General features: G+C 59.3%; 24 protein-coding genes and 1 tRNA gene. 12 read left to right on the forward strand and 13 right to left on the reverse strand.

Annotated features, from left to right (window positions below):
• Positions 1–90: 90 nt before the first annotated feature.
• From ACVWY9_RS02390 to rplS, 3 genes are all read right to left on the reverse strand, one after another.
• Positions 91–912 (reverse strand): tetratricopeptide repeat protein, encoded by an 822-nt coding sequence (locus tag ACVWY9_RS02390; RefSeq protein ID WP_457387388.1) that lies wholly within the window; start codon positions 910–912, stop codon positions 91–93.
• 72 nt (positions 913–984) lie between these two features.
• Positions 985–1,057: transfer RNA gene (locus ACVWY9_RS02395), tRNA-Trp, on the reverse strand.
• A gap of 51 nt (positions 1,058–1,108) precedes the next feature.
• On the reverse strand, positions 1,109–1,501 hold the full coding sequence (gene rplS, locus ACVWY9_RS02400) for a 50S ribosomal protein L19 (RefSeq protein WP_414515783.1): 393 nt from the start codon (positions 1,499–1,501) through the stop codon (positions 1,109–1,111).
• 166 nt (positions 1,502–1,667) lie between these two features.
• Here rplS and ACVWY9_RS02405 point away from each other — a divergent pair, with 166 nt between their 5' ends.
• Both ACVWY9_RS02405 and ACVWY9_RS02410 read left to right on the forward strand, forming a co-directional pair.
• Positions 1,668–3,041 (forward strand): efflux RND transporter periplasmic adaptor subunit, encoded by a 1,374-nt coding sequence (locus ACVWY9_RS02405; protein ID WP_457387389.1) that lies wholly within the window; start codon positions 1,668–1,670, stop codon positions 3,039–3,041.
• Positions 3,038–4,249: an ABC transporter permease gene (locus ACVWY9_RS02410; RefSeq protein WP_414424043.1), complete on the forward strand. Its 1,212-nt coding sequence runs from the start codon at positions 3,038–3,040 to the stop codon at positions 4,247–4,249. Before ACVWY9_RS02405 ends, ACVWY9_RS02410 begins: the two co-directional genes overlap by 4 nt.
• Here ACVWY9_RS02410 and ACVWY9_RS02415 read toward each other — a convergent pair.
• Together ACVWY9_RS02415 and ACVWY9_RS02420 are read right to left on the reverse strand one after the other, a co-directional pair.
• Entirely contained in the window at positions 4,246–5,754 is a 1,509-nt protein-coding gene (locus ACVWY9_RS02415) for a UbiD family decarboxylase (RefSeq protein WP_457387390.1), read from the reverse strand. The two genes, ACVWY9_RS02410 and ACVWY9_RS02415, sit on opposite strands and share 4 nt — an antisense overlap.
• Before the next feature lie 18 nt (positions 5,755–5,772).
• Complete coding sequence (locus tag ACVWY9_RS02420; protein WP_414351824.1) at positions 5,773–6,669, reverse strand: carbohydrate ABC transporter permease; 897 nt, start codon at positions 6,667–6,669, stop codon at positions 5,773–5,775.
• A 221-nt stretch (positions 6,670–6,890) separates the two neighbouring features.
• On the opposite strand from ACVWY9_RS02420, the gene ACVWY9_RS02425 reads away from it, so the two are divergent.
• Both ACVWY9_RS02425 and recR read left to right on the forward strand, forming a co-directional pair.
• Positions 6,891–7,226, forward strand: a complete 336-nt coding sequence (locus ACVWY9_RS02425; protein WP_011434432.1) for a YbaB/EbfC family nucleoid-associated protein — start codon at positions 6,891–6,893, stop codon at positions 7,224–7,226.
• 45 nt (positions 7,227–7,271) lie between these two features.
• Entirely contained in the window at positions 7,272–7,871 is a 600-nt protein-coding gene (recR, locus tag ACVWY9_RS02430) for a recombination mediator RecR (protein WP_011434433.1), read from the forward strand.
• 13 nt (positions 7,872–7,884) lie between these two features.
• Here the strand turns inward: recR and ACVWY9_RS02435 are convergent, their stop codons facing one another.
• Positions 7,885–8,463, reverse strand: coding sequence for a hypothetical protein (locus tag ACVWY9_RS02435; RefSeq protein ID WP_457387391.1), 579 nt, complete (start codon positions 8,461–8,463; stop codon positions 7,885–7,887).
• A 243-nt stretch (positions 8,464–8,706) separates the two neighbouring features.
• On the opposite strand from ACVWY9_RS02435, the gene frr reads away from it, so the two are divergent.
• Positions 8,707–9,255, forward strand: coding sequence for a ribosome recycling factor (frr, locus tag ACVWY9_RS02440; RefSeq protein ID WP_457387392.1), 549 nt, complete (start codon positions 8,707–8,709; stop codon positions 9,253–9,255).
• 235 nt (positions 9,256–9,490) lie between these two features.
• Positions 9,491–12,208, forward strand: a complete 2,718-nt coding sequence (locus ACVWY9_RS02445) for a CBS domain-containing protein (RefSeq protein WP_457387393.1) — start codon at positions 9,491–9,493, stop codon at positions 12,206–12,208.
• 9 nt (positions 12,209–12,217) lie between these two features.
• On the opposite strand, the gene ACVWY9_RS02450 is transcribed toward ACVWY9_RS02445, so the two are convergent.
• The 6 genes from ACVWY9_RS02450 to ACVWY9_RS02475 all read right to left on the reverse strand — a co-directional run bounded on the left by ACVWY9_RS02450 (position 12,218) and on the right by ACVWY9_RS02475 (position 16,604).
• Positions 12,218–12,724 (reverse strand): hypothetical protein, encoded by a 507-nt coding sequence (locus ACVWY9_RS02450; RefSeq protein WP_011429595.1) that lies wholly within the window; start codon positions 12,722–12,724, stop codon positions 12,218–12,220.
• 92 nt (positions 12,725–12,816) lie between these two features.
• Positions 12,817–13,758, reverse strand: coding sequence for a transglutaminase family protein (locus tag ACVWY9_RS02455; protein ID WP_457387418.1), 942 nt, complete (start codon positions 13,756–13,758; stop codon positions 12,817–12,819).
• 121 nt (positions 13,759–13,879) lie between these two features.
• Positions 13,880–14,917, reverse strand: coding sequence for an isopenicillin N synthase family dioxygenase (locus ACVWY9_RS02460; protein WP_414408676.1), 1,038 nt, complete (start codon positions 14,915–14,917; stop codon positions 13,880–13,882).
• A gap of 123 nt (positions 14,918–15,040) precedes the next feature.
• The gene (locus ACVWY9_RS02465; protein ID WP_457387394.1) at positions 15,041–15,166 is read right to left on the reverse strand and encodes a hypothetical protein; all 126 of its coding nucleotides are present in this window, start codon (positions 15,164–15,166) and stop codon (positions 15,041–15,043) included.
• A 267-nt stretch (positions 15,167–15,433) separates the two neighbouring features.
• Positions 15,434–16,402, reverse strand: coding sequence for a nucleoside triphosphate pyrophosphohydrolase (gene mazG, locus ACVWY9_RS02470; RefSeq protein WP_457387395.1), 969 nt, complete (start codon positions 16,400–16,402; stop codon positions 15,434–15,436).
• Entirely contained in the window at positions 16,383–16,604 is a 222-nt protein-coding gene (locus ACVWY9_RS02475; RefSeq protein ID WP_414332365.1) for a DUF2949 domain-containing protein, read from the reverse strand. The genes mazG and ACVWY9_RS02475 overlap by 20 nt, the downstream gene beginning before the upstream one ends.
• Before the next feature lie 510 nt (positions 16,605–17,114).
• Between ACVWY9_RS02475 and ACVWY9_RS02480 the strand changes: the two genes are divergently transcribed.
• The 4 genes from ACVWY9_RS02480 to lipA all read left to right on the forward strand — a co-directional run bounded on the left by ACVWY9_RS02480 (position 17,115) and on the right by lipA (position 20,407).
• Positions 17,115–17,351 carry a DUF3148 domain-containing protein gene (locus ACVWY9_RS02480; protein WP_011429589.1) on the forward strand — a complete coding sequence of 79 codons (237 nt, stop codon included), beginning with the start codon at positions 17,115–17,117 and terminating at the stop codon, positions 17,349–17,351.
• 233 nt (positions 17,352–17,584) lie between these two features.
• Positions 17,585–18,778, forward strand: coding sequence for an RNA-guided endonuclease InsQ/TnpB family protein (locus ACVWY9_RS02485; RefSeq protein WP_457387396.1), 1,194 nt, complete (start codon positions 17,585–17,587; stop codon positions 18,776–18,778).
• A 56-nt stretch (positions 18,779–18,834) separates the two neighbouring features.
• On the forward strand, positions 18,835–19,329 hold the full coding sequence (locus tag ACVWY9_RS02490; protein ID WP_011429588.1) for a DUF4079 domain-containing protein: 495 nt from the start codon (positions 18,835–18,837) through the stop codon (positions 19,327–19,329).
• Positions 19,330–19,552: 223 nt separating this feature from the next.
• Positions 19,553–20,407: a lipoyl synthase gene (lipA, locus tag ACVWY9_RS02495; protein ID WP_457387397.1), complete on the forward strand. Its 855-nt coding sequence runs from the start codon at positions 19,553–19,555 to the stop codon at positions 20,405–20,407.
• Here the strand turns inward: lipA and ACVWY9_RS02500 are convergent.
• The gene (locus ACVWY9_RS02500) at positions 20,404–21,648 is read right to left on the reverse strand and encodes an Era-like GTP-binding protein (protein ID WP_457387398.1); all 1,245 of its coding nucleotides are present in this window, start codon (positions 21,646–21,648) and stop codon (positions 20,404–20,406) included. The two genes, lipA and ACVWY9_RS02500, sit on opposite strands and share 4 nt — an antisense overlap.
• Positions 21,649–21,782: 134 nt before the next feature.
• On the opposite strand from ACVWY9_RS02500, the gene ACVWY9_RS02505 reads away from it, so the two are divergent.
• Together ACVWY9_RS02505 and ACVWY9_RS02510 are read left to right on the forward strand one after the other, a co-directional pair.
• On the forward strand, positions 21,783–21,932 hold the full coding sequence (locus ACVWY9_RS02505; protein ID WP_457387399.1) for a hypothetical protein: 150 nt from the start codon (positions 21,783–21,785) through the stop codon (positions 21,930–21,932).
• 377 nt (positions 21,933–22,309) lie between these two features.
• Positions 22,310–24,259 (forward strand): acetate--CoA ligase family protein, encoded by a 1,950-nt coding sequence (locus ACVWY9_RS02510; protein ID WP_457387400.1) that lies wholly within the window; start codon positions 22,310–22,312, stop codon positions 24,257–24,259.
• Positions 24,260–24,401: the final 142 nt, after the last annotated feature.

The following is a 24,401-nucleotide window of genomic DNA, read 5'->3' on the forward strand; positions in this document are numbered from 1 at the left end:
ACCTGAGACTCTGGCTGCGGGGATCCCCAGCAACTGTTTCGTCAATGCGCAGAGTCAAGGCCCAGGGTATCTCCGACGCGATCCCGATCCTCACGACTTGAGAGAAAGGAAACGCTCCAGAGCTGCCACCATCGCCGGTGGCCAACGGCGGACGGTTTTCACCCATTCCAGGTCGGCGTAGCGGGGATCCAGTCCTTGCACAGCCACCCAGTGACTTTCAGCCTCTCCCTGGCGACCCTGCGCCCAAAGAATGGCGCTGAGAGCAGCCCGCATATCTGGAAACTTCGGGTACTTGCGCACCAGAGCCCGCATCAAGCGCAGGGCAGCTTCTGTTTCGCCCACCTGGTAGAGGCTCAGAGCATAGTTGGCCTGAGCGAAGGCGTAGTCGGGAGCCAATTCTGTGGCGCGGCGGTAGTCGGCCAAAGCCTGTTGCCATCTGCCCAGCCCTGCTTCCGCATTGCCACGGTTGTTGTAGGCCGCGGCATCGTTGGGATCCAACTGCAACACCCGCTCATAATCGGCAATTGCTTCCTGCCACCGCCCCAGCCCCTCCAGAGCAGTTCCTCGATTTAGATAGGGATCCGGCGCCTCAGGGGCCAAACGAATGGCCTCAGCATAATCCTCCAGAGCTGCCTGCAGTTGGTGCTGGCTGACACGGGCATTGCCCCGGTTGCTCCACAGGGCTGGGTTGTCCGGCTGGATCTGCAACAGTTGAGTCCACAGGGCTTCCGCCTGGGCAAAATCTCCCCTCTGAGTTGCAGCAAAGGCTTCCTCAAACAGTCGATCGATCTGGCGATCCACCTTGTGGCTCGCCGCCGTTGCCACAACACCCGATCCAGGCCAGATAGGGATCCCCAACCAAAGCAGCAGCCCCAGCAACAGAGCCGAGAGGACATTGGAGACAGACTTCATGGCCGCCAAAACCACCTCAGATGGGGTGTTTCCACCTTAAGCCATTGCCACAGAAGGGGGTCTGATGGTTAGCGCGCCCTGGAGGACTCGAACCCCCGACATCCGGTTTTGGAGACCGACGTTCTACCAACTGAACTAAGGACGCATTGGCCAAAGGTTACACCCGCCTACCCAGTGTAGCAGGTACACCCACCTTTCAAAGAAGCTGTTCCTTGCTATCCGCACTCTCTGTCTTGGCCTTGATACGAGTGGCTTTGCCCACCCGATCCCGCAAATAGAACAGCTTGGCCCGACGCACTTTACCCCGCCGCAGCACCTGAATCGACTCGATGCGCGGGGAGTGAATGAGGAAAACCCGCTCCACACCGATCCCTTGGAAAACCTTGCGCACCGTAATGGTGCGGTTGATACCGGAGTGGCGCATGGCAATGACCGTGCCCTCAAAGGCTTGTACCCGCTCCTTGCCCCCCTCTTGAATGCGAACTCCCACCCGTACCTGATCCCCAACCCGAATCTCCGGCAGATCCGGCTTCATCTGGGCAGCTTCAATGGAGCGGATGATCTCCTCAGCGTTGATGCGAACGTTCATGGCCTTCCCGCGCTACCGGCAGTTAACCATGGTAACAATCGTCGCTGTTTTTTGTACAGAGCTGGCCGACATAGAGCTCAAGAGGTGGGAGACTGTGTTTACGCTTCCCCCATTTTTCCAATAGGCTAGACAAAGATAAAGCTTTTGTTACAAACGGGAGACTTTTGTGATCCTGCACACCGATGAGCCCAAGACGGGATCCCTGTCTACTCCCAGGCCTGCAGATCAGCCTCTGCCCCAGAGCAAACCCCGCCCCAAGAGATTTCCCTTCGGTTGGATGCTCTTGGGCTTGCTGTTGGCCGGCCTAGGGGGCAGCGGTCTCCTGATCCAGCGTCAGCTGCAGCAGCAGAGGGCAGAACGGCTGGAAAGATTGACGGTACCGGTTCAAGTGGTGGATCTGACCCAACGCCTGCGGGTGAGCGGCCAGGTGCAGCCGATCCGCCAGGTGAATGTCAGCCCCCGCGAGTCGGGTCGCTTGGCGGAGCTGTTGGTGGATCAGGGAGATGAAGTGGTGGCAGGGCAGTTGTTGGCCCGGATGGACTACGGCGATCTTGCCAGCGGCATTCGGCAAGCCCAGGCCCGCATTCAAGAGCTGCAAGCTCGTCTGGCGGAGCAACAGGCCGGAGAGCGCCCCCAGGTGATCGCGGCGGCCCAGGCCAGGGTGGATGCTGCCCGGTCGCAGGTGGACTTGGCTCAGAGGGAGTTAGAGCGCATCCAGGCCCTGGTGCAGGCGGGGGTGGTAGCCCGCAGCGAGCTGGATCAACGCTCGGCCCGCCTGGAACAAGCGCAAGCGGATTTGCGAGCTGCTCAACAGGAGTTGGAGCGATTGCAACTGGGGAGCCGCCCGGAAACCCTACAGCAAATTCAAGCCCAAATTGCCCAGGCACAAGCCGAGCTGGCCCAACGGCAATCCCGGCTGGCCGAGGCCGAAGTCCGCGCCCCCTTTTCCGGTGTGGTGGTGCAGCGCTTTGCCGAGGTGGGATCCTTTGTAGCTCCCACAACAGCAGCTTCCGATGCCACCGCAGCTTCTTCCAGTTCCATTTTGGCGCTGGCTCAGGGAATTGAGGTGCGGGCAGAAGTGCCAGAAGCCCAGATTGCCCAGGTGCGGGTGGGTCAGCCGGTGGAGATCCGCTCCCTGGCCTACCCCGACCGCCTGGTGCAGGGGCGGGTGAAGCGGATTGCACCCGCTACGGTGGTGGTGCGAGAGGTAACCGTCTTTCGGGTCTTCGTTGAACCGGAGCCTGGGGCCGACTTTTTGCGCACCGGCATGACTGTTTCGGTGGATTTCATTGGGGATCCCCAGCCTCAGGCTCTGACGGTGCCCTCAGTGGCTATCCTCCGGGAGGAAAGCCAGGAAGGCGTGCTCCTGCTGGATCCCCAAAGCCGGCAACCTGTCTATCGGCGCGTGGAAACGGGCATCACTCAGGGTGGAGTTACCCAAATCCTCTCTGGTCTGCAGGCAGGGGATCGGGTCTTTACTGCCCTGCCTCCTGGGGTGAACCTAGAGACCTTGATTCAAAGAGCGGAGCAACAGCCATGAGCCTGGCAACGGCGGCCAAAATGGCCTGGCAAATGGTGCGACGACATCGCCTGCGCACCGGGCTGAGCATGCTCGGGATCCTCATCGGCAATGCGGCGGTGGTGGCCATTGCCGGATTTGGCTATGCTGCCCAAGAGATGGCAGTGGATCAATTTCGCTCTCTGGGCACCAACTTGCTGATCGTCTTTTCGGCCAACTTGGGCCTGGTCGATGCCGGCAACATCCGCCCCCTCACTTTGGAGGATGTGCGAGCCATTGCTGCGGAAGTGCCTGCCGTGTCAGCAGCCGTCCCCAGCCTGGGCACCAATGTGCGCGCTGTGCGAGGTGGAGTGGATCGCCGCTATGAGGCCACCGGCACTTGGCCGGAGTACTTGTCGGTGTTGAACTTAGAGATCGAGGCAGGCCGCTTTCTCTTGCCCTCCGACATCGAGGAACAGCGCCCGGTGGTGGTGCTGGGCAGCGATGCCGCCAGCCAGTTGTTCGGCCTGGATCCCGCCGCTGCCATTGGGGAGACCGTCCTGCTGAACAACTTGCCCTTCGAGGTAATCGGCACTTTGCGCTCGAAGCCGACGGTGTTTGGCAACAGCGATGCCGGAGTGTTTCTGCCGGTGGATGTGGTGGCCAATCGGTTGGTCGGGCGACGCTCCCCCTACGGCACAGAGCTGACGGCGATTTTCGTCTCGGCCCGCTCTGAAGCCGATCTGCCTGCTGCCGAGTTCCAAATCCGCAACCTGCTGCGCCAGCGGCACCAATTGGTGGGAGAAGATGACTTCATCATCCGCAACCAAAAGGTGCTCCTGGATGGGTCGGCCAGGATTTTGAGCCTGCTGCGGGTGCTGCTGACGGGCACGGCGGCCCTCTCCCTGCTGGTGGGAGGGGTGGGGATCATGAATGTGATGCTTATCTCGGTTGCGGAACGCACCCATGAGATCGGGCTGCGCAAGGCGATTGGGGCGGATAGCCGGCAGATTTTGCAGCAGTTTGCCGCCGAAGCGATTTTCATTGCCGTGACCGGGGGGGTGCTCGGGATCCTCCTCAGCAGCGGCCTGCTGGTGGCGGTGCAGGTGTTCACCCCCTTGGCCACCCAAGTCGATGGGGTGGCAGTGGGAGTGGCGTTCTCCCTGTCCACTGGGATTGGGCTAGTCTTTGGCATTTTCCCGGCCCGCAAAGCGGCGCAACTGGATCCCATTGAGGCCCTGCGGGCTTAGAGATCGTATCCAAACAGGCGGGGATCCGCCGGCTGCCCATCGAGATCCGCCAGGCCATATTCTGCCCAGCGGCGATCCACCAAGCGGGCCACCTCCGGATCTGGAGCAAGGGGCTCCCGCCAGGGAGCATCGGTTTCTGGGGGAATTTTGGTGGTGGCATCAATGCCCATCTTGCCCCCCAGACCCCGTTTTTCGGTGGCAAAGTCCAAGGTGTCAAAGGGGTTGTCCGCCAGAATAAACACATCCCGCTGCGGATCCACCCGCGAACACAGACACCAGAGCACCTGCCGTGGATCCCGCACATTGATATCCTTGTCCACCACGATCACAAACTTGGTGTAGCTAAATTGGGGCAGGGCGCTCCAAAAAGCCAAAGCCGCCCGCCGCGCCTGGCCAGGGTAGGCCTTGTCGATGGAGAGGATGGCTGCTTTGTAGCCCAGCGCCTCCATCGGCAAGAAGAAATCCACGATCTCCGGCACCTGCTGCCTGAGGATGGGGGTGTAGATGCGGTTCAGGGCCAGCGCCATCATGTCGTTTTCTTTGGGGGGCTTGCCGCTGAAGGTGGTGAGATAGATGGGATCCCGGCGGTGGGTCAAGCAGTGGAAGCGAATCAGAGGGGCCTGCTCGTTGCGGGGGCCATAGTAGCCGATGTGATCCCCGGCAGGCCCATCGGGGGCCACTTCCCCAGGGGTGATGGTGCCCTCCAAAACGATCTCAGCATGAGCCGGCACCTGCAGATCCACCGTTTTGCACTGGGCCAGGTGCAACCCTTCTCCGGCGTAGAGACCGGCAAACAGCCACTCCGACAGATCCACCGGCAGGGGTGTGGCCGCCGCCAGAATCACCACCGGATCCACCCCCACCGCCACCGCCACCTCCAACTTTTGGCCCAGGGCCGCCGCTTTGCGCAGATGCCGAGTCGCCCCCCGCACCGACAGCCATTGCACCGTCATGGTGTTGCGGCTTTGCAACTGCAGGCGGTACACCCCCACGTTGGGGATCCCGTTTTCCGGGTCTTTGGTGACCATTAGGCCCAAGGTCAGCACCCGTCCGGCATCGCCGGGGTAGACCCGCAACAGGGGCAATTGGGTGAGATCCACTTCCTCTCCCCGCCGCACCACCTGCTGACAGGGAGGGATCAGATCCCGGCTGGGTTTAGCTTTGAGTACGCTAAACAGAGCTTGTCCCAACTCCACCGCCTGGGCAAAGCTCCGCGGTGGCCGCGGCTGGTAAAGCAGGGCCAGCTTTTTCCCCAGTTCCTCCAGATCCTGAGGCTGCTCCATTCCCAAAGCCCAGCAAATGCGCTCCACCGTGCCCAAAACATTGATCAACAGCGGCATACGGGATCCCTTCACCCGCTCAAACAGCAGCGCCGGCCCCCCGCAGGCCAAGAGGCGATCGGCGATCTCGGCAATTTCCAGATCCGGATCCACTTCTGCCGAAATGCGGCGGAGCTGACCACGGGATTCCAGCAGAGCAATAAAACGGCGTAGATCTCTGGGCATGAAAGGGAACCTAAGGGCTTACTTGTCGCGATTGAGGGCTAACCCGCTCATGAAGGGCTTCTGCAGCGCAATAAACACCAGCAGCGGCGGGATACTGGCGATGATCGCTCCCAGCATCATGGGGCCATAGGAGGCCGAGCTATCCAGATTGAGCAGGGATTGCAGCCCCACCTGCACCACTTGTCGCTCTCGGCCTTGCACGATCAAGCGGGGCCACAGGTACATATTCCAAGCGTAAACGAAGTGAATCACCGCCTGCGCCCCGATGGCGTTCCAGCTCAAGGGGATCAGCACCTGGGTGAGAAATTGCAGCGGGTTGGCCCCGTCCAGTTGGGCCGCCTCCGCCAGCTCGCGGGGAATGTTGGAAAAATGCTGGCGGAACAAAAACGTGGCCGTGGCGCTGGCCAGAAAGGGCACGATTAAAGCGTAGTAGGTGGATCCCCAGCCCAAGTTGGTGACCAACCGCAGCAGGGCAATGATCAAGATTTCTGTGGGCATCATCAGCGTGATCAGCACAAAGCCAAAGGCCAGCCCTTTGCCGGGAAAGCGGAAGTACACAAAGGCCAGCCCGGCTAGCAGCGACAAAACCGTCTTGCCCACGGTGATCGCCACCGCCACGATGGTGCTGTTGACCATGTAGTGGCCCAAGTGCCGCGCCACCATCACCTGATGCCAGTTGAAGGCAAAAGAGGAGCCAAAGGTCAATTGATAGCGGAACACCTCGGCATTGTTCTGGGTGCTCACGATCAGGGCATACAACACCGGAAATCCCAGAACCAAGCAGGCCAGCACCAGGCCCAAATGCACATACCAACGCTCCGGGATCCAGCGCCGCCAACGCCAGGGAGAAGGCTCCACCCGAGTTGAACTGGGCTGGGCTACTTGAGATCGGGGATCCTGCAACAGTTGGGCCATGGCACCTCCGGACAGCAAACGCTGATGAGCAGATGGAGTTTCTGGGTCGATCTTCGGCTTCTCTTGTGAGGATAATCTGCCAGAGTTAAGGGCAACCTAAGGAAGGCCGGTCGCCTTAGCGGTGCGGAGCACCTCTGCCCAGACTTGCGAGTGCTTTCACCGGCGATGGGGAAACGGGTAGAGTAGAACAGCAGTATCTGGATAACCCAAGAGAGGATCCCATGACTCGAGGCTTTGGCCCCTTCGGCAAAATCCAAGAAGCGCTCAAGAAAGCCCAAGAGGTGCGCGATGGCGCTCAAAGGCTGCAAAAAGAGCTGGAAGAGATGGAGATCGTCGGCGAAGCCGGCAATGGGCTGGTGAAAGTGACGGTAAACGGCAACCAAGAACCCCTTAAGGTCTCTCTGGATCCCCAAGTGCTCCAGGAGTCGGTGGATGTGGTAGAGGACTTGCTCCTGACGGCGATGGTGAACGCCTACACCCAATCTGCCGAGACGATGCGCAAACGCATGGAAGAGCTGACCGGAAACATCAGTCTGCCGGGGTTGGGACTGGGTTGAGCCCCACTTGCTTAACCCCGCTTGCTTAACTCTGTATGTACACTCATGTACACTCGCCCCTTGGCTCGCCTCATCGAAGAGCTGCAACGGCTGCCCGGCATTGGCTCCAAAACCGCTCAGCGCCTAGCTCTCCACTTGATCAACCGGCCTGCCGGCGAGATCGAGGCCCTGGCCAAAGCCCTGCTGGAAGCCAAGCAGACGGTTCGGCACTGTTCCATCTGCTTCAACTGGTCGGCGGAGGATCCCTGTGAGATTTGCCGTTCGCCACAGCGGGATCCCTCGCTGTGGTGCGTGGTGGCCGATGTCAAAGATTTGATTGCGATGGAACGCACCCGCGAGTTCAAGGGGCTTTACCACGTTTTGGGTGGCCTCATCTCCCCCATGAACGGGATCGGGGTCGATCAACTGCACATCCGCGAGCTGGTGGCTCGGGTGGCACGGGAAAAACCGCAGGAGCTGATCTTTGCCATCAGCCCCAGCGTAGAGGGGGAAGTAACCATGCACGTGGTCAAGGATTACCTGAAGCCGGTTGCCCCCACCTTGCGCATGACCCGCCTGGCCTTCGGCCTGCCCATGGGATCCGAGCTGGAATACGCCGACGAGGTCACCCTGGCCCGTGCCTTGGAAGCGCGGCAGGAGTTGTGAGCCGCCCAGCCCATCAATCGCAGCCGGTTACCCCCTCCGCGCAGTAGGTGCTCCACCAGGGGTTGAAGTTGGCAGGATCCTCGGGCAGAGTGCTGATGTTCAGAAGTTCCTGGAAGCTGCTGTTGCGGCCTCCGTAGCGCAGGTGCATGTGCACCGGATCCCCGTGGGGTGCCCGCAGAATCACATAGGTGAAGGTCTCGCAACTGGCGTCTGCTCCAGGCTGCAACTGAAACAGATCCCAGATGGAACTGAGGGAACGATCGGGGTAGTAGAAGGGATCCGGCGCAGCCCCCCGATAGGCGTAGCGACAATTTTCCGCCAGGGGCTTTTTCCCCTCCAGATCGGCGTAGAAGGAGAAGAACTCCATCTTCTCAAACTTCACCCGCTTTGGATTGCGCGGATCGTTGGCCGATTGTTCCAGGGACGTATCCAGAGTGAAAACACCATCAATTCCCAGGTAGGGCACTTTATAAGCATTGGGGGAGACAATCTGCAACTCCAAGGCTGCCGCAGCCGCTCCAAAATCCAAGAGACTCAAGCTGCCGATCAGCCAGGCTAGGGCCGTTGAAGAACAAACTTGACGAGAGGGCATAAAACTTCGTCGTGCCTGTATTGTGCAGTGAAGTCCAGACCAGTCTAAGAAAAGCTTTGAGCTCGTACTATCCCACTGGGGGGCATCTGGCGAGAAATTCGCCGACTGCAGGTGCAGCTCTGAGGAACGGGATCCTAAGACAAGGCGGTAGAATTGAGGTCAGGCTCACCGTAGAGGGGCCAGGTTGGCTGCCCAAGCCTGACTGTCTGGAAACTGTTTTGATTTGAAAGCGAGGAAAACCCCGTGGAGCTAGCTGAGATTGAGGAGTTGATGAACAAAGCTGTGCAAGCCACACAGCGCTCCTTTAATACGGTGCGCACCGGGCGGGCCAATTCCAGCCTGCTGGATCGCATTCAGGTGGAGTACTACGGCGTGCCCACTCCCCTCAAGGCCCTGGCCAGCCTCACCACGCCAGACTCCAGCACTCTCTTGATCCAGCCTTTTGATCCCTCGACCTTGGCAGCCATTGAGCGGGCCATTGTCACCTCTGACCTGGGTCTAACCCCCAGCAACGACGGCAAGGTGGTGCGGCTCAACATTCCCCCCCTGACAGAAGAGCGGCGCAAAGAGCTGAGCAAACAGGTGGCCAAGCTGGCCGAAGAGGGGCGAGTCTCGATCCGCAACATCCGGCGGGATGGCATTGACTCGGTGCGCAAGCGAGAGAAAAATGGCGAGCTGTCTGAAGATGAGTCCAAAAGCTTGCAGGATGCCATCCAGAAACTAACTGACCGCTACATTAAGAAGATCGATGAGCTGCTGGCAGAAAAAGAAAAGGAGCTGACGACCCTGTGAAGGCTCCTTGCTGGCATCCTCCCCACTCTACTGGATTGCTTCTGCGCAGCGGTAGGACGGGGTTATGACCCAATTTTTTGATAAAAACCCGGACACCCGTCCTGAAACTTAGCTTCGAGGTTTTCACTTGCCCCTCGGAGTTGAGCAGCCGTTCATTTCTTCTTGTCCGACTCCAACAAGAGGGATCCCGGCTTAGGCCAGGATGGAAGAGCGGAATACGACAACTCTTGCCGCAATGGATCTGATCCTGTGCCATCAATCGGCGGATTTCGACACCCTGGGGGCGGCGGTGGGAGCGGCCCGCCTGTATCCGGGTGCCCGCATCGCCTTGACCGGGGGATCCCTGCCGGGGGTGCAGGAGTTTTTGGCCTTGTACCGAGATGAATTTCCCCTCATCGAGCTGCGCTCTGTGGATCCGGGACAGGTGCAGCGGTGGATTGTGGTGGATTGTCACGATCCGGATCGCTTGGGAAAAGCTGCCGCTTGGTTGAGCGTCCCCGGCACCCAAATCGAGATTTTCGACCATCACCTCAGGGATCCGGAAACCCCACCGGATGGCTTTTGGCCGCAGCAGCAGGTGAACTGTCATATCGAGGCCGTGGGGGCCACCTGTACCTTGCTGGTGGAGCGGCTGCAGGCTGCTGGGATCCCTCTCAGCCCTTTTGAGCGGCTGGCGCTGGCTTTGGGCATTCACATGGATACGGGATCCCTGACCTTCCCGGAGACCACCGCCCGCGATGCTGCTGCCCTGAGCTGGCTGTTGGATCAGGGGGTGAACCTGGTCTTGTTGCGGCGCTTTTTGGGGGATGGCCTCACCCCAGAGATGCGCGAGCTGCTCAGCCAGGGGTTGGCCCAGATGCAGGTGCAGCAGGTGGGGGAGTATCGCCTGGGAGAATGGCTGCTGGAGCTGCCGGAGTTTGTGCCCGGCTTGGCCGGCCTGGTGATGCGGCTGATGGATCTGACGGGAGTGGATGTGCTGCTCTTGGTGGCGCGGCAGGGGGAGCGGCTCAGCCTGATCGGGCGGGCGCGGCAGGAGTTTGCCCAGTTGGGCAGGGTGATGGCCCCCTACGGCGGCGGTGGACACGATTGTGCTGCAGCAGCCACGTTAAAAGCCAGCCCAGAGCAGCCTTTGCCCGACCCAGCCCAAGTCATGGCGGCCCTCAGGCAGGCTGTCCAAGAGCGGATCCCGCCCCCGGTGACGGCCAAAGATTTGATGTCGGCTCCGGTGCGCACCATCCGACCGGAGATCACCATCGACGAGGCCCAGCGGGTGCTGCTGCGCTACGGCCATTCCGGCCTGGTGGTGGTGGACGCTCAAGGTCGCCTGGTGGGGGTGATCTCGCGGCGGGATATCGATATTGCCCTGCACCACGGGTTTGGCCATGCCCCCGTCAAGGGCTACATGACCACCGACGTGAAAACCCTCTCCCCCGACACCCCCTTGGCGGAGATTCAGCGGTTGATGGTGCAGTGGGATATTGGCCGCCTGCCGGTTCTCCAGGATGGACAGTTGGTGGGCATTGTAACTCGCACCGATGTGTTGCGGCACCTACACGAGTTGCCGGCCCTCTCACCCCAGTTGGCTTTGCCCACCCTTTCCTGCCCCTTGGATCTCACCTTCGCCGCTCTTTCGGAACGGCATCGACAGTTGCTGGAGCAGGCCGCCCACATCGCCGATGAGAAGGGCCTGAGGTTGTATCTGGTGGGGGGAACGGTGCGGGATCTGCTGCTGCATCGGTGGGGACGGCAGCCCTCGCCCAACCTGGAGCGGCTGGATCTGGACTTGGTGGTGGATGGGCCCTACTCTCCGGCCCCGGATGGGATCGATCCCCCGGGCTGGGGCTTGATTTTGGGACAAGCGCTCAAACAACGCTTCCCGGAAGCGCGGCTGGAGATCCACGGCAAATTCCAAACGGCGGCCTTGATCTGGCCAGGCGGCTTTTGTGTGGATATCGCCAGCGCCCGCACGGAGTTTTATCCCTACCCGGCCTCTCCCCCCGAAGTGGCCATGGGATCCATCCAGCAAGACCTCTATCGGCGGGATTTTTCCATCAACGCCTTGGCCTTGCGCCTCAACGGCCCCCAGCGAGGACAGGTGCTGGATTTTTTCGGCGGACAAGCAGATCTGCAACAGGGGATCATCCGGGCATTGCACCCCAACAGCTTCATCGAGGATCCCACCCGCATTTATCGGGCGGTGCGCTTTGCGGTGCGCTTGGGCTTCGCCCTGGACTCGACCACAGAAAAATGGATCCGCGCTGCCGTGGCCAGTGGTCTGCACGATGCCGTCGGCGGGGATCGCCTCAAGCAGGAGCTGGCCTACATTCTCGGATCCCGCGATTGGCCCCAAGCCTTTGAGCGGCTGGCAGAATGGGGAGCTTTGCGCTGTATTCACCCCGACCTGGAGTGGGATCCCTCCCTGTGCCGGCGGTTGCAACGGGTGGGCCGCTGGGCTTATCACTTTCGCCGCCGCTATCCTGAGCTGGGATCCCAGGAGATCTGGCAACTGCGCCTAGAGGCTCTCCTCCTCACCCTACCCCAAGCCCCCCAGGTGGCCAGCCAACTCCACCTCACCCAAGCAGGCATCGAACGCCTCAGCCATTCCTCCTATTACCAAACCCTGTTGGCCCAACTGGATCCCAGCACCCTCTCTCCGGCCCAGGTGGTGCAACTGCTGCAGGGGCTGCGGATCCCGGCGGTGATTTTGTTGGCCGGGATCGCCCCCAAGCCGGCCCGGCGGCTGATCTGGCGCTATTTGCAGGAGTGGTACTGGGTGAAGCCGCTGCTCAACGGCCACGATCTGCGTCGTCTGGGTTATAAGCCAGGTCGCCCCTTCCAAGCCATTTTGGAGCAACTGCGTTGCCTCACCCTGAACGGCGAACTCCTCACCCCGGCAGAAGCCGAAGCTTGGCTGCAAGAACACTTCCCCCTGCCACAGGCTGGGCCAAAGTAGAAGGTCGAATCAGTCGAAATAGAAGAGAGTCACCAACTTGTGTTGCTCCTCGGCGTGCTTGCAGGCATCCAGCAGCGTGACGCTGTCGTGGAAAACAAAGCAGATCAACTGCTGGCACTTGCCGATGATCTCCAGGTTGCACAGGCGGCTGGCCTCCGCCAAGGGAAGATGGTCGTTTTCCGGATGCTCCACCAGATGCAGCACCTGCTCCAGGCTGGCCCGCGACTCTGCCGGCTGTCGCTCCAAACTCTGCGGCAAGATCACCGTCAAGGACTTCATGTCCGCCCGCATCGCCCCCCGAATGACGGCCAAGTTGGTGCCAATGGCCCCGGATGTGAGGATCTGATTGCCGGTAAGAGCCAGGGCATAACTGAGGGTCTCGATCAAATACTGATGGGTAATGGGCACATGACGGCTGCCCAGGATGGCCACTCGCTTCGGCCCAACTTGCTGAATGGCGGCCAACTCCTGCAAAAACGTATCAACGCTGGTGGGGACATCAATAGACTGGGTCAACGGGATCCCTCGGCAGATTCTCTAGATCTTGGCTAGGCTATGCTATCTCAAATTTTCGCTTTGGGATCCGGCCAAGTTGACGCTCTACAACTTCAGCTCCGCACTTTTGGTGGAGTGCTCAGGCTGTCTGCAGCAAGCTGGGCTTGGCTGTGGGCGGAAGATCCCGCCTGAATGTGGATGGTGTAGCTCATGCTGCTGTGAACGCCCCTGCCCAGCCAATGGCCGTAGAGAGGGGCAGCATCTCTGGGATAAGCGCTGGCCGCCAAAGCCACATGACCATCGGCCACGGCCAACCCTTGGGTGGGATCAAAGCCCCGCCAACCGGCCCCTGGCAAGTACACCTCCGCCCAAGCGTGCAAATGACGGCGCACAGGCTCTGGGGGTTCTCCACCCCTGCTCTCCCCCGAAGGCTGCGAGGGGCTGACCTGGTAGCCACTGACAAAGCGCGCGGCCAAGCCTACCGTACGGCAGACCTCCATGAACACCAGGGCCAAATCGCGGCAGGCTCCGGTTTTGCGATGCCAGGTCAAGCCGGCAGGCCAGGGATCCCCCTTTTCCCGCAAGATGTGGCGGCATTCTGAATAGATGCGCTGGTTCAGCGCCGGCAGAAAAGCTGTCGTTTCCCCCTGCACGTGATCCCATAGCTCCCAGGCCAAGGCCTGGATGCCGGGATCCGCCTGAGCCGTCAGATAAGGCTGTAATTGGGCTGCCAGCGTGCTGGGATAGTCGATGGGGAGATGGGTGGCCCAATCGCAGAGCAGGTAGTCGAAGGGATTCTGCCGCAGGGTGAGCACCGTGGCCTGAGTTTGGATGCGCAAGTGCTCGGTGGGATCCCCAAACCAGAGCCGAACCGCCGCGTTGCCCTCCAGGTCCACCAGCGCCGATTGGCCCACCGGCTGCGGATCCACCTGCAACTCAAAAGCCAGGAGAGTTTGGATCCCGTCGCAGCGCGGTCGCAATCGCACCGTGTGGGGCTCCAGTTGGACTGGACGACTGTAGCGATATTCGATGAGATGGCGGATCTGAATTTGCACAGGCCAAATGACGGGCAAGGAGTTTTATCACAGGCAAAGGAGCACCGAGATCAGGCAACCCAAACTGCTCCCAGATCAAAGCCAAGAAGCGGTTGCATCGTCTGCCCGAGATCTCTAGACTTCAGGGATCCCGAGTTTGAGATCTCGGAGAGCTTTGCCCTGCCTTCCCAATCATCGAAACCTCCAGCTTAGAGCGGATGTACTCCCCAGCCTGTACAGGAGCATAGCGAGGGGGGTTTGCTGCATTCTGGCATGTGGGCAGGCATTCAATCCAAGCATCGTCCCGAGGAGCTGTAAAGTAAACCAAAGACAGGCGGCGACTGGAACCGAAAGCCGATCGGGGTGGATTGACCACGCGGTGCAACGTGGAGCGCCAACGGTCATTGGTCCAACGGGATAGCAGATCGCCAACGTTGATGACAAAGGCGTTGGGAACAGCCTGCACATCAATCCACTCTCCTGCTTTGGAGTACACCTGCAGCCCTCCCGGCGCCCCATCCTGTCGCAGAATCGTGAAGCCACCGTAGTCGGAGTGAGCCCCATAGCGTAGCTGTCCCGGGATGGGCTCCACCTCCTGTTCAGGATAATGCACAGCCCGCAGCACTCCCCCTTTCCCCTCCATAAAAGGCAGAAAATAGGTTTCCGGCAGATCCAAAGCCAACGCGCCCATGCGCATCAAGGTTTGGGTGAGCTGAAGCAGAGCCGCATCATAAGCCAGAAGAGCAGCCCGCAGTCCTGCTGGATGGGTGGGCCAAAGGTTGCCCGAATCCGGATCCACCCCTGCTTGGGGCCGTTGTGGATCTTCCCGAAACAGGTCATTGAACACCAGCGCCTCACAGAGATCGTAGGGAACCTCTGCCCCACGGGTAGCGGCTACACTTTCGATGCCAATCGGCAGGTATCCCTGGTTTTTGACGCGATCCGGAGTCACCACCTCCATTTTTTGTTCCAGCGGCAGGTCGAAGAAAGCCCTCGCTCTCTCGTAGGCTGTTTGTATGATGGCCTCCGGGATCCCATGCCCTGTGATCACCACAAACCCCACCTCCTCCAAGGCTGCCCCAAAAGCCTTTGCAACCCCTAGCGGATCCGTGCCCTCCCGAAAGGGGGTCAAATCCAGACAAGGGATCCCAGCTTGCTCAAAGGAAGAAACTGGAGACATAGCCGACATAGAGACAGGTGCTCAGAACAGCTCCTACCCTACAAAGAGAACTTGCCCCAAGACTGTGTGGGCGGATACCCCCTCAGAGCTGGCACCGGCTCAACCCCACATCCAGAAACGAAACTAGGGATATTTTTGCTTGGCCTGTTGCCAGAGGACTTCCAGCTCCTGGAGACTGCGCCCTTTCAGAAGGGAGCTTATGCCATCGCCGGGCAGGGATCCCGCTGGTTCCTGAGCCAGCTCTTCCATGCGCAAAAAACGGCGAGCAAAGCGCAGGTTGGTTTGGGTTAGAGCATGACTCTAGTCAATAATAAGCTCAACTATACTGAAAATAATGTATAATATGTTCAGTACGGATTACTACCAGTTGATCTTTCTGTTTACTTTCGAGTCTGCCGACATGGTAGCCAAAGCAAAGCAGAAAATTGGTAGTAAGACGACACGGAAACTGCGCTTTGGGTATTCTACTCAAAGCTTTGCGGGATACCGCCATTCTGGTTGGAAACAAACAGAATGCTATCGCTGCATAGTTGAACAGTGATGTTCAGCAGTGTTCAGCGTAAATGTATCAGCTTGGGCAGCATCCAAACCATACCAACGGCCCAAGTTGACCAGGGCAAAAAGCAGATCCCCCAGTTCGGCTTCCTGCCGAGTTGGATCGGGGGGATCCCTCTCCAATTCTCGACGCAGCTCGGCTTCTTCCTCGCGGATCTTGGCCCAGATCCCCTCCACCGTTGGCCACTCAAACCCTGCCCCCACCACTTTGCAGGAAATTTTCAGGGCAGCCATTAGGGGAGGCAAACTTTGGGCATAGTGCAGCAGTTTTTGGCCAAGGCTTTGATCCGGTCGCTCCCCTTGCTTGATCTGTTCCCAGGAGCGGTGCAACTCCGGAAGGTCTGCCGGCACAGCATCCCCAAACACATGGGGGTGACGGCGGATGAGCTTATCGGCAATTCCCGCAGCCACAGCTTCCAGATCAAAGTGGTTCTGCTCGGCAAAGATCTGAGACTGCAACACCACCTGCAACAACAAATCCCCCAGCTCTTCGGCAATTGCTGCCGGATCCCCGGCTCGAATGGCAGCTACCGTCTCATACGCTTCTTCAAGAATGTAGGGGGTCAGAGACTCCGGAGTTTGGGCCCGATCCCAGGGACATCCATCGGGGGCACGCAACCGAGCAACAACAGCCGCCAAACGACTCAGGTGCGAGGTAGAGGCGGAACGCTCCAGATAGAGGTGGGCAAAATGCCCCGTTGCTTGGGGATCCCAGCTTTGCAGCGTCAATGGGCCGGCCACCACCTCTAAGCCCTCCGTTAACAACGTAACAGGCTGGACAGGAGCACAGACCTGTTGCAAAACACTGCGCAGCTCCGCCGGATCCTTTCCCCCACAGCTTTTCAGCAGTAGGGATCCCTGCTCCGCAGTAGACCACCGAGCCAGAGCTTGTTGCCAGTCGGGCTGAAGACTATCCAGCGTTTGCAGCATGGTCAAAAGGGTAGGTGCGGCCCAAATCCAAAAGGCGGCTGAGCTGCTCCAGATCGATGAAACTCAACTCCAAAAGAATCATCAGCAACGGCCCTTGCTGGCGATGTTGCAGCTTCTTGGCCAGGCTCAGTTGAGAACGGTCGATGATGCCCGTTTGCAAGAGATATTCCTCAAGGGCTGGGGGGGGAATGGGATCTAGCATGGTCGTTTCGCAGCGCTGAAGTAAGGACGACTATGAAAACTGAGAAGATAGCAAACCAATGTAACTATTCTTAACACTTCTACAGAATTTCGGCAAAGATCTGGCTGGTGCGTAGGCCGAAGGCGAGCTTGCTAAGCGCTGCGCCCACAGCTCCAGGACAAGAGAACCCCTAAATTGCCTCGGCAAATGAGGTTTCCGTATCCAAGGACACAAAAAATGGGTACCAAGAGTTCATGGTATGGTAGCAAATTGGCGATCAGTTGGCAGCACCCCGAAAGGCCGACTGCTTTTTCTTTGTGGGAAAAACCAACTCACCTTGCAAGATGTTACCTTTTTATCTCGTTGAATCCTCGTGCTTGATAAAAATCTTACAACAATTCTTCGGGGATCCAATCTGTTCGGCTCCTCTGGGATCTGCCCTAATGCTGTCATCCTGCTCGGGTTCGGTTTTGGGCATACATCGTCCTACGTTCAGCTAAGCTAGAGACACTTGCCACATGGACTCCCGTTATGTCTGAAGCCCAGGGTTTACTGCCAGTGGGGGCAACGGTTCAAGTGGTGGAGATGCCTCCTTACCTAAAAACGGCTGACCCAATGCCGATGTTGCGCCCGGCCCATTTGATCCGCTTGCACGAACAAGGGGTGATCCTGCAGCGGCGGCTGTTGGGCACCTACAGCGTGCAGTTTGCCAATGGCATCTTTCTCATAGACGGAAAATATCTCGCGCCGGTGGGATCCCTGTCCTGACACGCCCATCTCTCCTCCGAGCCAGCTGGATGGGTTTGCCGACCTTTAGAACCTTTGGGAGCTGGCAGCTTTCTGCAGAAGCGAGCCTTCAACTGGCCGGCGGACTTTCGCGATAGCCTGAACCGCGGCTAGCCGCTTCTGACGCTTCAGCGAGCTCAGCTAGAAATCGCAGGAGCCCCGCACTGTACCCGTAGGGTCAGTGTCGGGAGGAATGCGGAAGTTATGATAGAACCATGACCCACGTCCTGACCGTCTCCTGCAAGCTCAAGGCGTCCCAGTCGCAAGCCGCAAAGTTGGATGCGACAATGGATGCCTTTGTGCAGGCGTTGAACTGGGTCAACCAAAACACACCAGAAAAAGTAGTCAACGCAGTCAAACTCCAGTCCCTTTGCTATTACCAGATTCGCGCTCGGTTTGGCTTGTCCAGTAATCTGGCCCAGCAGGTCTGCAGACGGCTGGCCGGTGCCCGTAAAGTTGCCCGACAGAAAAACCGTCCGGTCAAAGCGTTCAAGAGAGGCTTTGCGACCTACGATGCCCGTATCTTTTCGTTTCGCGAGAAAGACTGGACGGTGTCGCTGACCACGGTGGAGGGTCGGGAGCGCTTTGAGCTGGCGATTGGCCGCTACCAGAGAGAACGGCTGGCGGGCTCCAATCCCAAATCTGCCACCCTGGTCAAGCGTAAAGACGGCTCCTACTCCATTCAAATCTGTGTGGAAGCGGAGCCATCCCCACCGCAACGCACGGGCAGAGTGCTGGGGGTGGACTTGGGGAGGACGGATATTGCCCATACGTCAGACGGGGACAATTGGAATGGACAGCAGTTGAACAGAGTCCGAGACCACTACTCCAAGCTGAGGGCGGCACTCCAACGCAAAGCCAGTAAGGGCACCCGCAGTTCGCGGCGCAGATGCAGAGAACTGTTGCAACGGCTGTCTGGCAAGGAGAGGCGCTTTCAAGCGTGGGTTAATCATCGCATCTCCAAAGCTATTGTCTCCAGGGCAAAAGCTACCAACAGCGCTATCGCTCTGGAAGACCTGACAGGGATCCGGGAAAGGGTTAATCAACAGCCACGGAGCAAGACAGAGCGTAGACGGGCCAACAACTGGGCGTTTTATCAACTCCGTCAATTTTTGGAGTACAAGGCTCTGCGTGCGGGGGTTGCTTTGATTCTGGTGCCGCCTGCCTACACGTCGCAGACCTGCCATCGGTGTTTGCACATCCATCCCGACCCTGCGCAATCCTATCGCAGTGGTAAGTCGTTCAAGTGTGGACACTGTGGATGGGAAGGGGATGCGGATTTGAATGGTGCGAATGTGATTGCGCTTTTGGGGGCTGCTGTAAACCAGCCTAGAGGCCCGTGGTTGGCTTGCCAACTGCAGGGCTACCGAAAGCCCGCCCTGTACTGCGAAGCAGTCAGGGTCGGGTAGTTTACGTTAACTCATGTTAATTTGGGGGCGTCTTCCTCTTCTATCCTGCGATCTCTATGAGCATTCAACTTCCTCGCTGGCTAGAACTGGCCTTGCCTTTCTTTCATCCTGTGCTGATGATTTTGGCATTTGCGCTGGCCCTGTATGCCCTTTACCTGGGTCTGCAAGCGCGACGGGTGCGCACTGCCTCAGCAGAAGAACGCAAGGAGCTGATCAAAGGGAAGTTTGGTCAGCGGCATTTCCTCGCCGGATCCCTGTTCTTGGTGTTGATGGTGTTCGGGGCGCTGGGCGGCATGGGGGTTACCTACCTGAACAATGGCAAGCTGTTTGTTGGGCCTCACCTGCTGGCCGGGTTGGGCATTGTGGCCTTGGTGGCCAGCTCTGCGGCTCTAGCACCGCTGATGAAAGACGGGCAAAAGGTCTGGGCGCGTAATGTGCATGTCCTATTAAACGTGGTGATCCTGGCGATCTTGGGTTGGCAGGCGGTGACCGGCTTTCAGATTGTGCAGCGCATCGTCAACCAAATGCTGACCACACCCCAGGTGGCTTAATCTCCCCGAAAGACCCATGCAACCCTGAACAGGGCTGAGCTTTGGGAGGACTTTGTCCCGCTGGTGCGAGCCGAGAAGTCCGTCGACCCAAAGACTTCGGCCTCCCCTTTTCGGAACCCAGAGCTTCATCATGTCAGAATGGCAGAGCAGGCGCTGCATCCTTCGGCTGTAGAGGGGCGCTATCTTGCTGCTGCTACCCAGCTTCAACGCAATGGTTCTTCCCATGTCGGTTAGCCCTCTTCCCAATTGGGTCAAGCGTTCCATCGGCAAAGCCAGCGAGACTTCAGCGGTGCAGCAGGTGATCAAGCAGCGGGGCCTGCACACCATTTGCGAAGAGGGGCGCTGCCCAAACCGAGCCGAGTGCTACAGCCAAAAAACCGCTACATTTCTGTTGATGGGAGGGATCTGTACCCGCGCCTGCTCTTTTTGCCAGGTGGCCAGTGGACGGCCCGCACCGTTGGATCCCACAGAGCCGGAGAAAGTGGCCGAGGCGGTTGAGCTGCTGGGGCTCAGCTATGTGGTACTCACCTCGGTGGCCCGCGACGATCTGCCCGACCAGGGATCCGGTCGCTTTGTGGAGGTCATGGAGGCAATTCGGCGGCGCTGCCCCGGCACCCAGATCGAGGTGCTCACCCCCGACTTTCGCGGGGATCGCGAGTGCATTGCCCGTGTGGTGGCTGCCCAGCCTGTTTGCTACAACCACAACATCGAAACGGTGCGACGCCTCTCCCAGGCAGTACGGCGCAGCTCCGGCTACGACTTGTCCTTGCGGGTTTTGCGAACGGTCAAGGAGCTGAATCCCGGATTACCCACCAAGTCTGGGCTGATGCTGGGGCATGGGGAGACCCGCGCAGAAGTGCTGGAAACTTTCCGGGATCTGCTGGCGGTGGGATGCGATCGTCTGACTCTGGGGCAATACCTACAACCTTCCTTGGCCCATCGCCCTGTGGAACGCTACTGGACTCCGGAAGAGTTTGCCGAGCTGGGCCAGATAGCCCGCCAGATGGGGTTTCGCCAGGTGCGCTCGGGGCCATTGGTGCGCAGCTCCTACCACGCTGCTGAAATGGTTGAGAACTAGGCCAGGGAGCTTGGCAGAGAGGCTGTGCAGTCTGTCATAGCCAACCTTTCCCGTCCGATCAAGGCACGAAGGCCCGCTTCCAGGCCGAACGCTCGGGCTGCAAACCGGCTGAGCACCTGTGGCGCCAGGGATCCCAGGCGATACAGGCTGACCCCCGCCACCAGACCCGGCAAAAGGCCGTTGCCCCAGTCTCCCCACAGCCAGGAACTTACTCCTTCTGCTAGCAGCAGCAAAGCCCCATTGAGCAGCAGCGGTCGCCACAGCCCCTCGCGAAAGGAGACCAGCCCCCTCCACAAGGCCGTCCGGGGTAGGTGAAGCCGCACTCCCAAGCCCAACAGCCAAAGGCCATCCAGCAGTGGGGCCAACAGCAAATCCAACCCCAGCGGAGCCAAGCCCACCACAATCCCCTTGCCAAGGGCGAAAATCCTGCCCCATTGCTCCACAAAGGGGGCATGGTGCTGCCACTGTTTTTCCAGAATCTGGGCCTGAACCCGGTCCAGCCGCTTCAACACATTCAAAGCCAGGAGGGATCCCGCCTCGGTTTGCAAAATCTGCAGAATTCGCCCCCGCAGGGCTTCAATTTGGGGTGCAGGCCGTTCCCATTCCAGGGTGATGCGGCCATCCGGCCAGTGGGTGCGGACTTTCAGAGGTTTTGGGCAAGCGGCCACGGTCAAAATCTCCTGCGGCGATACCCAGCCTAGGTGGCGGCTGATCTGGGCACAAATGGCCTGCAACTCCGCTTCGGAGTAGAGATCGCATTTGTTCAACACCAGCAGGATGGGCTTGTATAGAGTGCGCAGCTCCGAGAGAGCTTGGTATTCCAACTGGGTCAGGTCGGTGGCGATGACAAACACGATCAAATCCGCCGAGCGGGCCACATCCCAGGCCAACTGTTCGCGGGCTTCTCCTTCCACTTCGTTCAAACCCGGAGTATCCACCAGCTTCACTCGCCAAGGGATCCCTGGCTCCGGCTGCCACAGCAGGGATTGGGGCTGCTGAGTGACCCCATTGAGGGGGCCCACCTTCAATCGCTCCTCGCCGGTTAGGGCGTTCAGGACGGCCGACTTGCCACGGTTGACCAGCCCAAACACCGCAATGGAAAACAGCCGCGCGGTGAGGCGCTTGCGCAAAGTGGATAGAGCCCTGAACTCCGGTTGTAAATCCCGACGGCTGGCCAGAGATTGCCAATGATCCCAGCACCTTTGCAAAACGGTTTCGGCTTGGGTCAAGGGAGTGGTCATAGACAGGGGCAATGGACTAACCCTCACTCTAGAGGGAATTGCCCCTCAGGGCTAGCCGTTTCTCCCCCCCAGCGTGGGGAATCCAAACCCCACAAAATAGGGCATGATCACCCTAGGGTTCCGCCGAATCTCCTATGCTGTGCCGCCTTCCCCAATCTCTGAAATGGCTTCGTGTGGGTGGATCCCATCGTTCTAAGCAAGAGCGCCAGATCGTGCGCAGCCTGCTGGCCTTTGCTGGGGCGCTGCTGGTTATAGATGTTGTGCTTCTGAGCGCCCTTCGCTAGTCCAACTTGGCAAGCCCATCGTTAGGTGATTCCGAACAAGTCTAAGTCTGAGGCATTCCTCTAGCACTGCTACAGGCAAGCACTCCCAGCCCCTTGCCGATTATGAGGAGAGGGGATCCCAGAATTGGCAAACAGTTGCACTGCAACTCGAAATAACCCCAACCCGATCAGAGGGTGGGAAGGGTTTTCCAAGTTACCAAGTTGCCTGTCAGGCAACTGTTAATTGACCAGCAAAAGGCTAGCTGGGATCCCTTGTGCTGCGAAGGCAAGCCGCCGGGGATGGGGGCCGGATCGGGAATAATGGAAGCGGTCCAAGCCGGGGGAGTTAGGTTTTCCCCAAGCTGAGGCTGCTGTTTCTCTTCATCTTGAGGCCGGTTATGGTTTTGCAGGAGGCGGCGGGCGTGCCCCGCATCAACGCGCGCGAGTCGGATGTTTTCGACATTTTCAACCTGAAGCATTATCTCGGCCCTAACCCCTATCTCAATACAGCCGCTTTCACCTTCGACTTTGCCCTCACCCAGTGCCCACAGCCGCTGCCCATTGATGTCTACCTGTCCAAGGTCTGCTTCCATTTCCCCCAGTTGCAGGAGGGATCCTATCCTTCCTACGCCCACTTGTTTGCCCGGCTGGTGGCGGAGGTGAACCGGTTGCAGATGGATCTCCACTTGCAGAAGTGGAGCTGTCACCTGTTTCCAGAGTATGTGCGCATCGCGGTGCAGACCTTGCATGGCCGTACCACTTGTGCCGCGGTTTATTTTGCTTGGGATTGGCTGGAAGCCATCGCCCAGGGGCAGCCCTTCGATTTTGAAGGGGAGATGCGCCGCCTGCAGCAATTGTTTCGCGACTCGGTGTACGGCGGGCCGACGGTCTATGCCCTCCTGCGGGCTGCTCACGAACGCGGGATCCCTACCTACTACCTATGGGATGAAGGGGTGATGCAGTATGGCTATGGTCGCAACCAGGTGCGAGGGGTGGCCACCACCTTTCACTGCGACAGCCATCTCGACTCTGACTTCACCACCCGCAAAGACGATTGCAAAGCCTTTCTGGCGGCGCAAGGGTTCCCCGTGCCCCAGGGAGAGGTGGTCGCCTCTTTGGCAGAAGCTTTGCAGCAAGCGCAAGAAATCGGCTATCCGGTGGTGCTCAAGCCGGTGGCCGGCCACAAGGGGATGGGGGTAACAGCAGGCATTCAAACCCCAGAAGAACTGGCCTTTGCCTACGAGGTAGCCGTGGCAGCCCTTCCCCCTGAGGAGCCCATCCGGCTGATCCTGGAAAAGCATCTGCAGGGCACTGATTTTCGCCTGTTGTGTGTGGGAGGCCGCTTTGTGGCGGCTACAGAACGACGCCCCGCCTCAGTGACGGGAGATGGCCAAAGCACCATCGGGCAGCTCATCGAGCAGGCCAACCGGGATCCCGTCCGTTGGGATACCCCTACTTCTCCCCTGGGGCCGATCCAATGGGATGAGGCAATGGAGCGCTTTCTGGCAGAGCAAGGCTTGACAGTGGACAGTGTGCTGGAACCGGGGCGGACGGTCTATCTGCGCAAGGTATCCAATCTCTCGGCGGGAGGAGTGAGCCGCGATGTCACGGCCACCGTCCATCCCGACAACGTGGTTTTGGCCCAAACCATTGCCCAGCAGTTCTCGCTGGTGTGCTTGGGCATCGATGTCATTGCCCCCAGCCTGGAGCGCTCCTGGAAGGAGGGATCCCTGGGGATCATCGAGATCAATGCTGCGCCAGGTGTGCTCATGCACCAAAAACCTGCCATTGGCGCGGGAGTGGATGTGCCGGGGGCAATCCTCGACCATCTGTTTCCCAAGACGGCCCGCATCCCGATTTTGACCTTTAACCGCCTTACCTTGGCCGAGGCGCACACCTTGGTGGAGCATATTTTGTCCCACCGCCCCAACGCATGTGTGGGATCCGTCTGTCGGGAGGGTGTGCTGCTGAACCACAGCTCTAGACCCCTGCAGGGCAGCCTCTTTCGCCAGGTGAAAACCCTGCTGCGCCATCCCCAACTGGATCTGCTTTTGGCGGAAGCCGACGAAGAGACCCTGGAGCGGGAGGGCTTGGCCTACGAAGGCAGCGATCTGGTGGTGCTGCGGGATCCCTCCGATCAAGAGCTGCAAACCCTGAAACGGGATCTCAACCCCGGCGGCGCCCTCTTCCTGCAGCGGGGATCCACCCTAACTTTGACGGTGGCGGGCCAGGCGGAGCGATTTGAATTGCCGGGGACAGACCTTCAGATGGGGATCCTGCTGCGCTCCATGACCCTGCGGATCATCTGCAGAACCATTAGCCAGATGCTGAAGAACTGGTCTGGCTGAGGGGTTTTGGATTTTCTTCAGATTCTTGTAAAAGGGTAGGCAAAACAAGGGATCCCTGCTGGGGAAAAAGGCCGGCCAGCCAGTCAGCTCTACACCCCTCGGAAAGAAGCGCTATCATAGAAGTCCGTCGAATAAACTCCCT

Source organism: Thermostichus sp. OS-CIW-31 (assembly GCF_054060305.1).

Coding starts and splice junctions, on each gene's coding strand:
- ACVWY9_RS02390 (WP_457387388.1), bottom strand. CDS start 912: ATGAAGTCTGTCTCCAATGTCCTCTCGGCTCTGTTGCTGGGGCTGCTG.
- rplS (WP_414515783.1), bottom strand. CDS start 1,501: ATGAACGTTCGCATCAACGCTGAGGAGATCATCCGCTCCATTGAAGCT.
- ACVWY9_RS02410 (WP_414424043.1), top strand. CDS start 3,038: ATGAGCCTGGCAACGGCGGCCAAAATGGCCTGGCAAATGGTGCGACGA.
- ACVWY9_RS02415 (WP_457387390.1), bottom strand. CDS start 5,754: ATGCCCAGAGATCTACGCCGTTTTATTGCTCTGCTGGAATCCCGTGGT.
- ACVWY9_RS02420 (WP_414351824.1), bottom strand. CDS start 6,669: ATGGCCCAACTGTTGCAGGATCCCCGATCTCAAGTAGCCCAGCCCAGT.
- ACVWY9_RS02425 (WP_011434432.1), top strand. CDS start 6,891: ATGACTCGAGGCTTTGGCCCCTTCGGCAAAATCCAAGAAGCGCTCAAG.
- recR (WP_011434433.1), top strand. CDS start 7,272: ATGTACACTCGCCCCTTGGCTCGCCTCATCGAAGAGCTGCAACGGCTG.
- ACVWY9_RS02435 (WP_457387391.1), bottom strand. CDS start 8,463: ATGCCCTCTCGTCAAGTTTGTTCTTCAACGGCCCTAGCCTGGCTGATC.
- ACVWY9_RS02445 (WP_457387393.1), top strand. CDS start 9,491: ATGGATCTGATCCTGTGCCATCAATCGGCGGATTTCGACACCCTGGGG.
- ACVWY9_RS02460 (WP_414408676.1), bottom strand. CDS start 14,917: ATGTCTCCAGTTTCTTCCTTTGAGCAAGCTGGGATCCCTTGTCTGGAT.
- ACVWY9_RS02465 (WP_457387394.1), bottom strand. CDS start 15,166: ATGGAAGAGCTGGCTCAGGAACCAGCGGGATCCCTGCCCGGCGATGGC.
- mazG (WP_457387395.1), bottom strand. CDS start 16,402: ATGCTGCAAACGCTGGATAGTCTTCAGCCCGACTGGCAACAAGCTCTG.
- ACVWY9_RS02475 (WP_414332365.1), bottom strand. CDS start 16,604: ATGCTAGATCCCATTCCCCCCCCAGCCCTTGAGGAATATCTCTTGCAA.
- ACVWY9_RS02480 (WP_011429589.1), top strand. CDS start 17,115: ATGTCTGAAGCCCAGGGTTTACTGCCAGTGGGGGCAACGGTTCAAGTG.
- ACVWY9_RS02485 (WP_457387396.1), top strand. CDS start 17,585: ATGACCCACGTCCTGACCGTCTCCTGCAAGCTCAAGGCGTCCCAGTCG.
- ACVWY9_RS02490 (WP_011429588.1), top strand. CDS start 18,835: ATGAGCATTCAACTTCCTCGCTGGCTAGAACTGGCCTTGCCTTTCTTT.
- lipA (WP_457387397.1), top strand. CDS start 19,553: ATGTCGGTTAGCCCTCTTCCCAATTGGGTCAAGCGTTCCATCGGCAAA.
- ACVWY9_RS02500 (WP_457387398.1), bottom strand. CDS start 21,648: ATGACCACTCCCTTGACCCAAGCCGAAACCGTTTTGCAAAGGTGCTGG.
- ACVWY9_RS02505 (WP_457387399.1), top strand. CDS start 21,783: ATGCTGTGCCGCCTTCCCCAATCTCTGAAATGGCTTCGTGTGGGTGGA.
- ACVWY9_RS02510 (WP_457387400.1), top strand. CDS start 22,310: ATGGTTTTGCAGGAGGCGGCGGGCGTGCCCCGCATCAACGCGCGCGAG.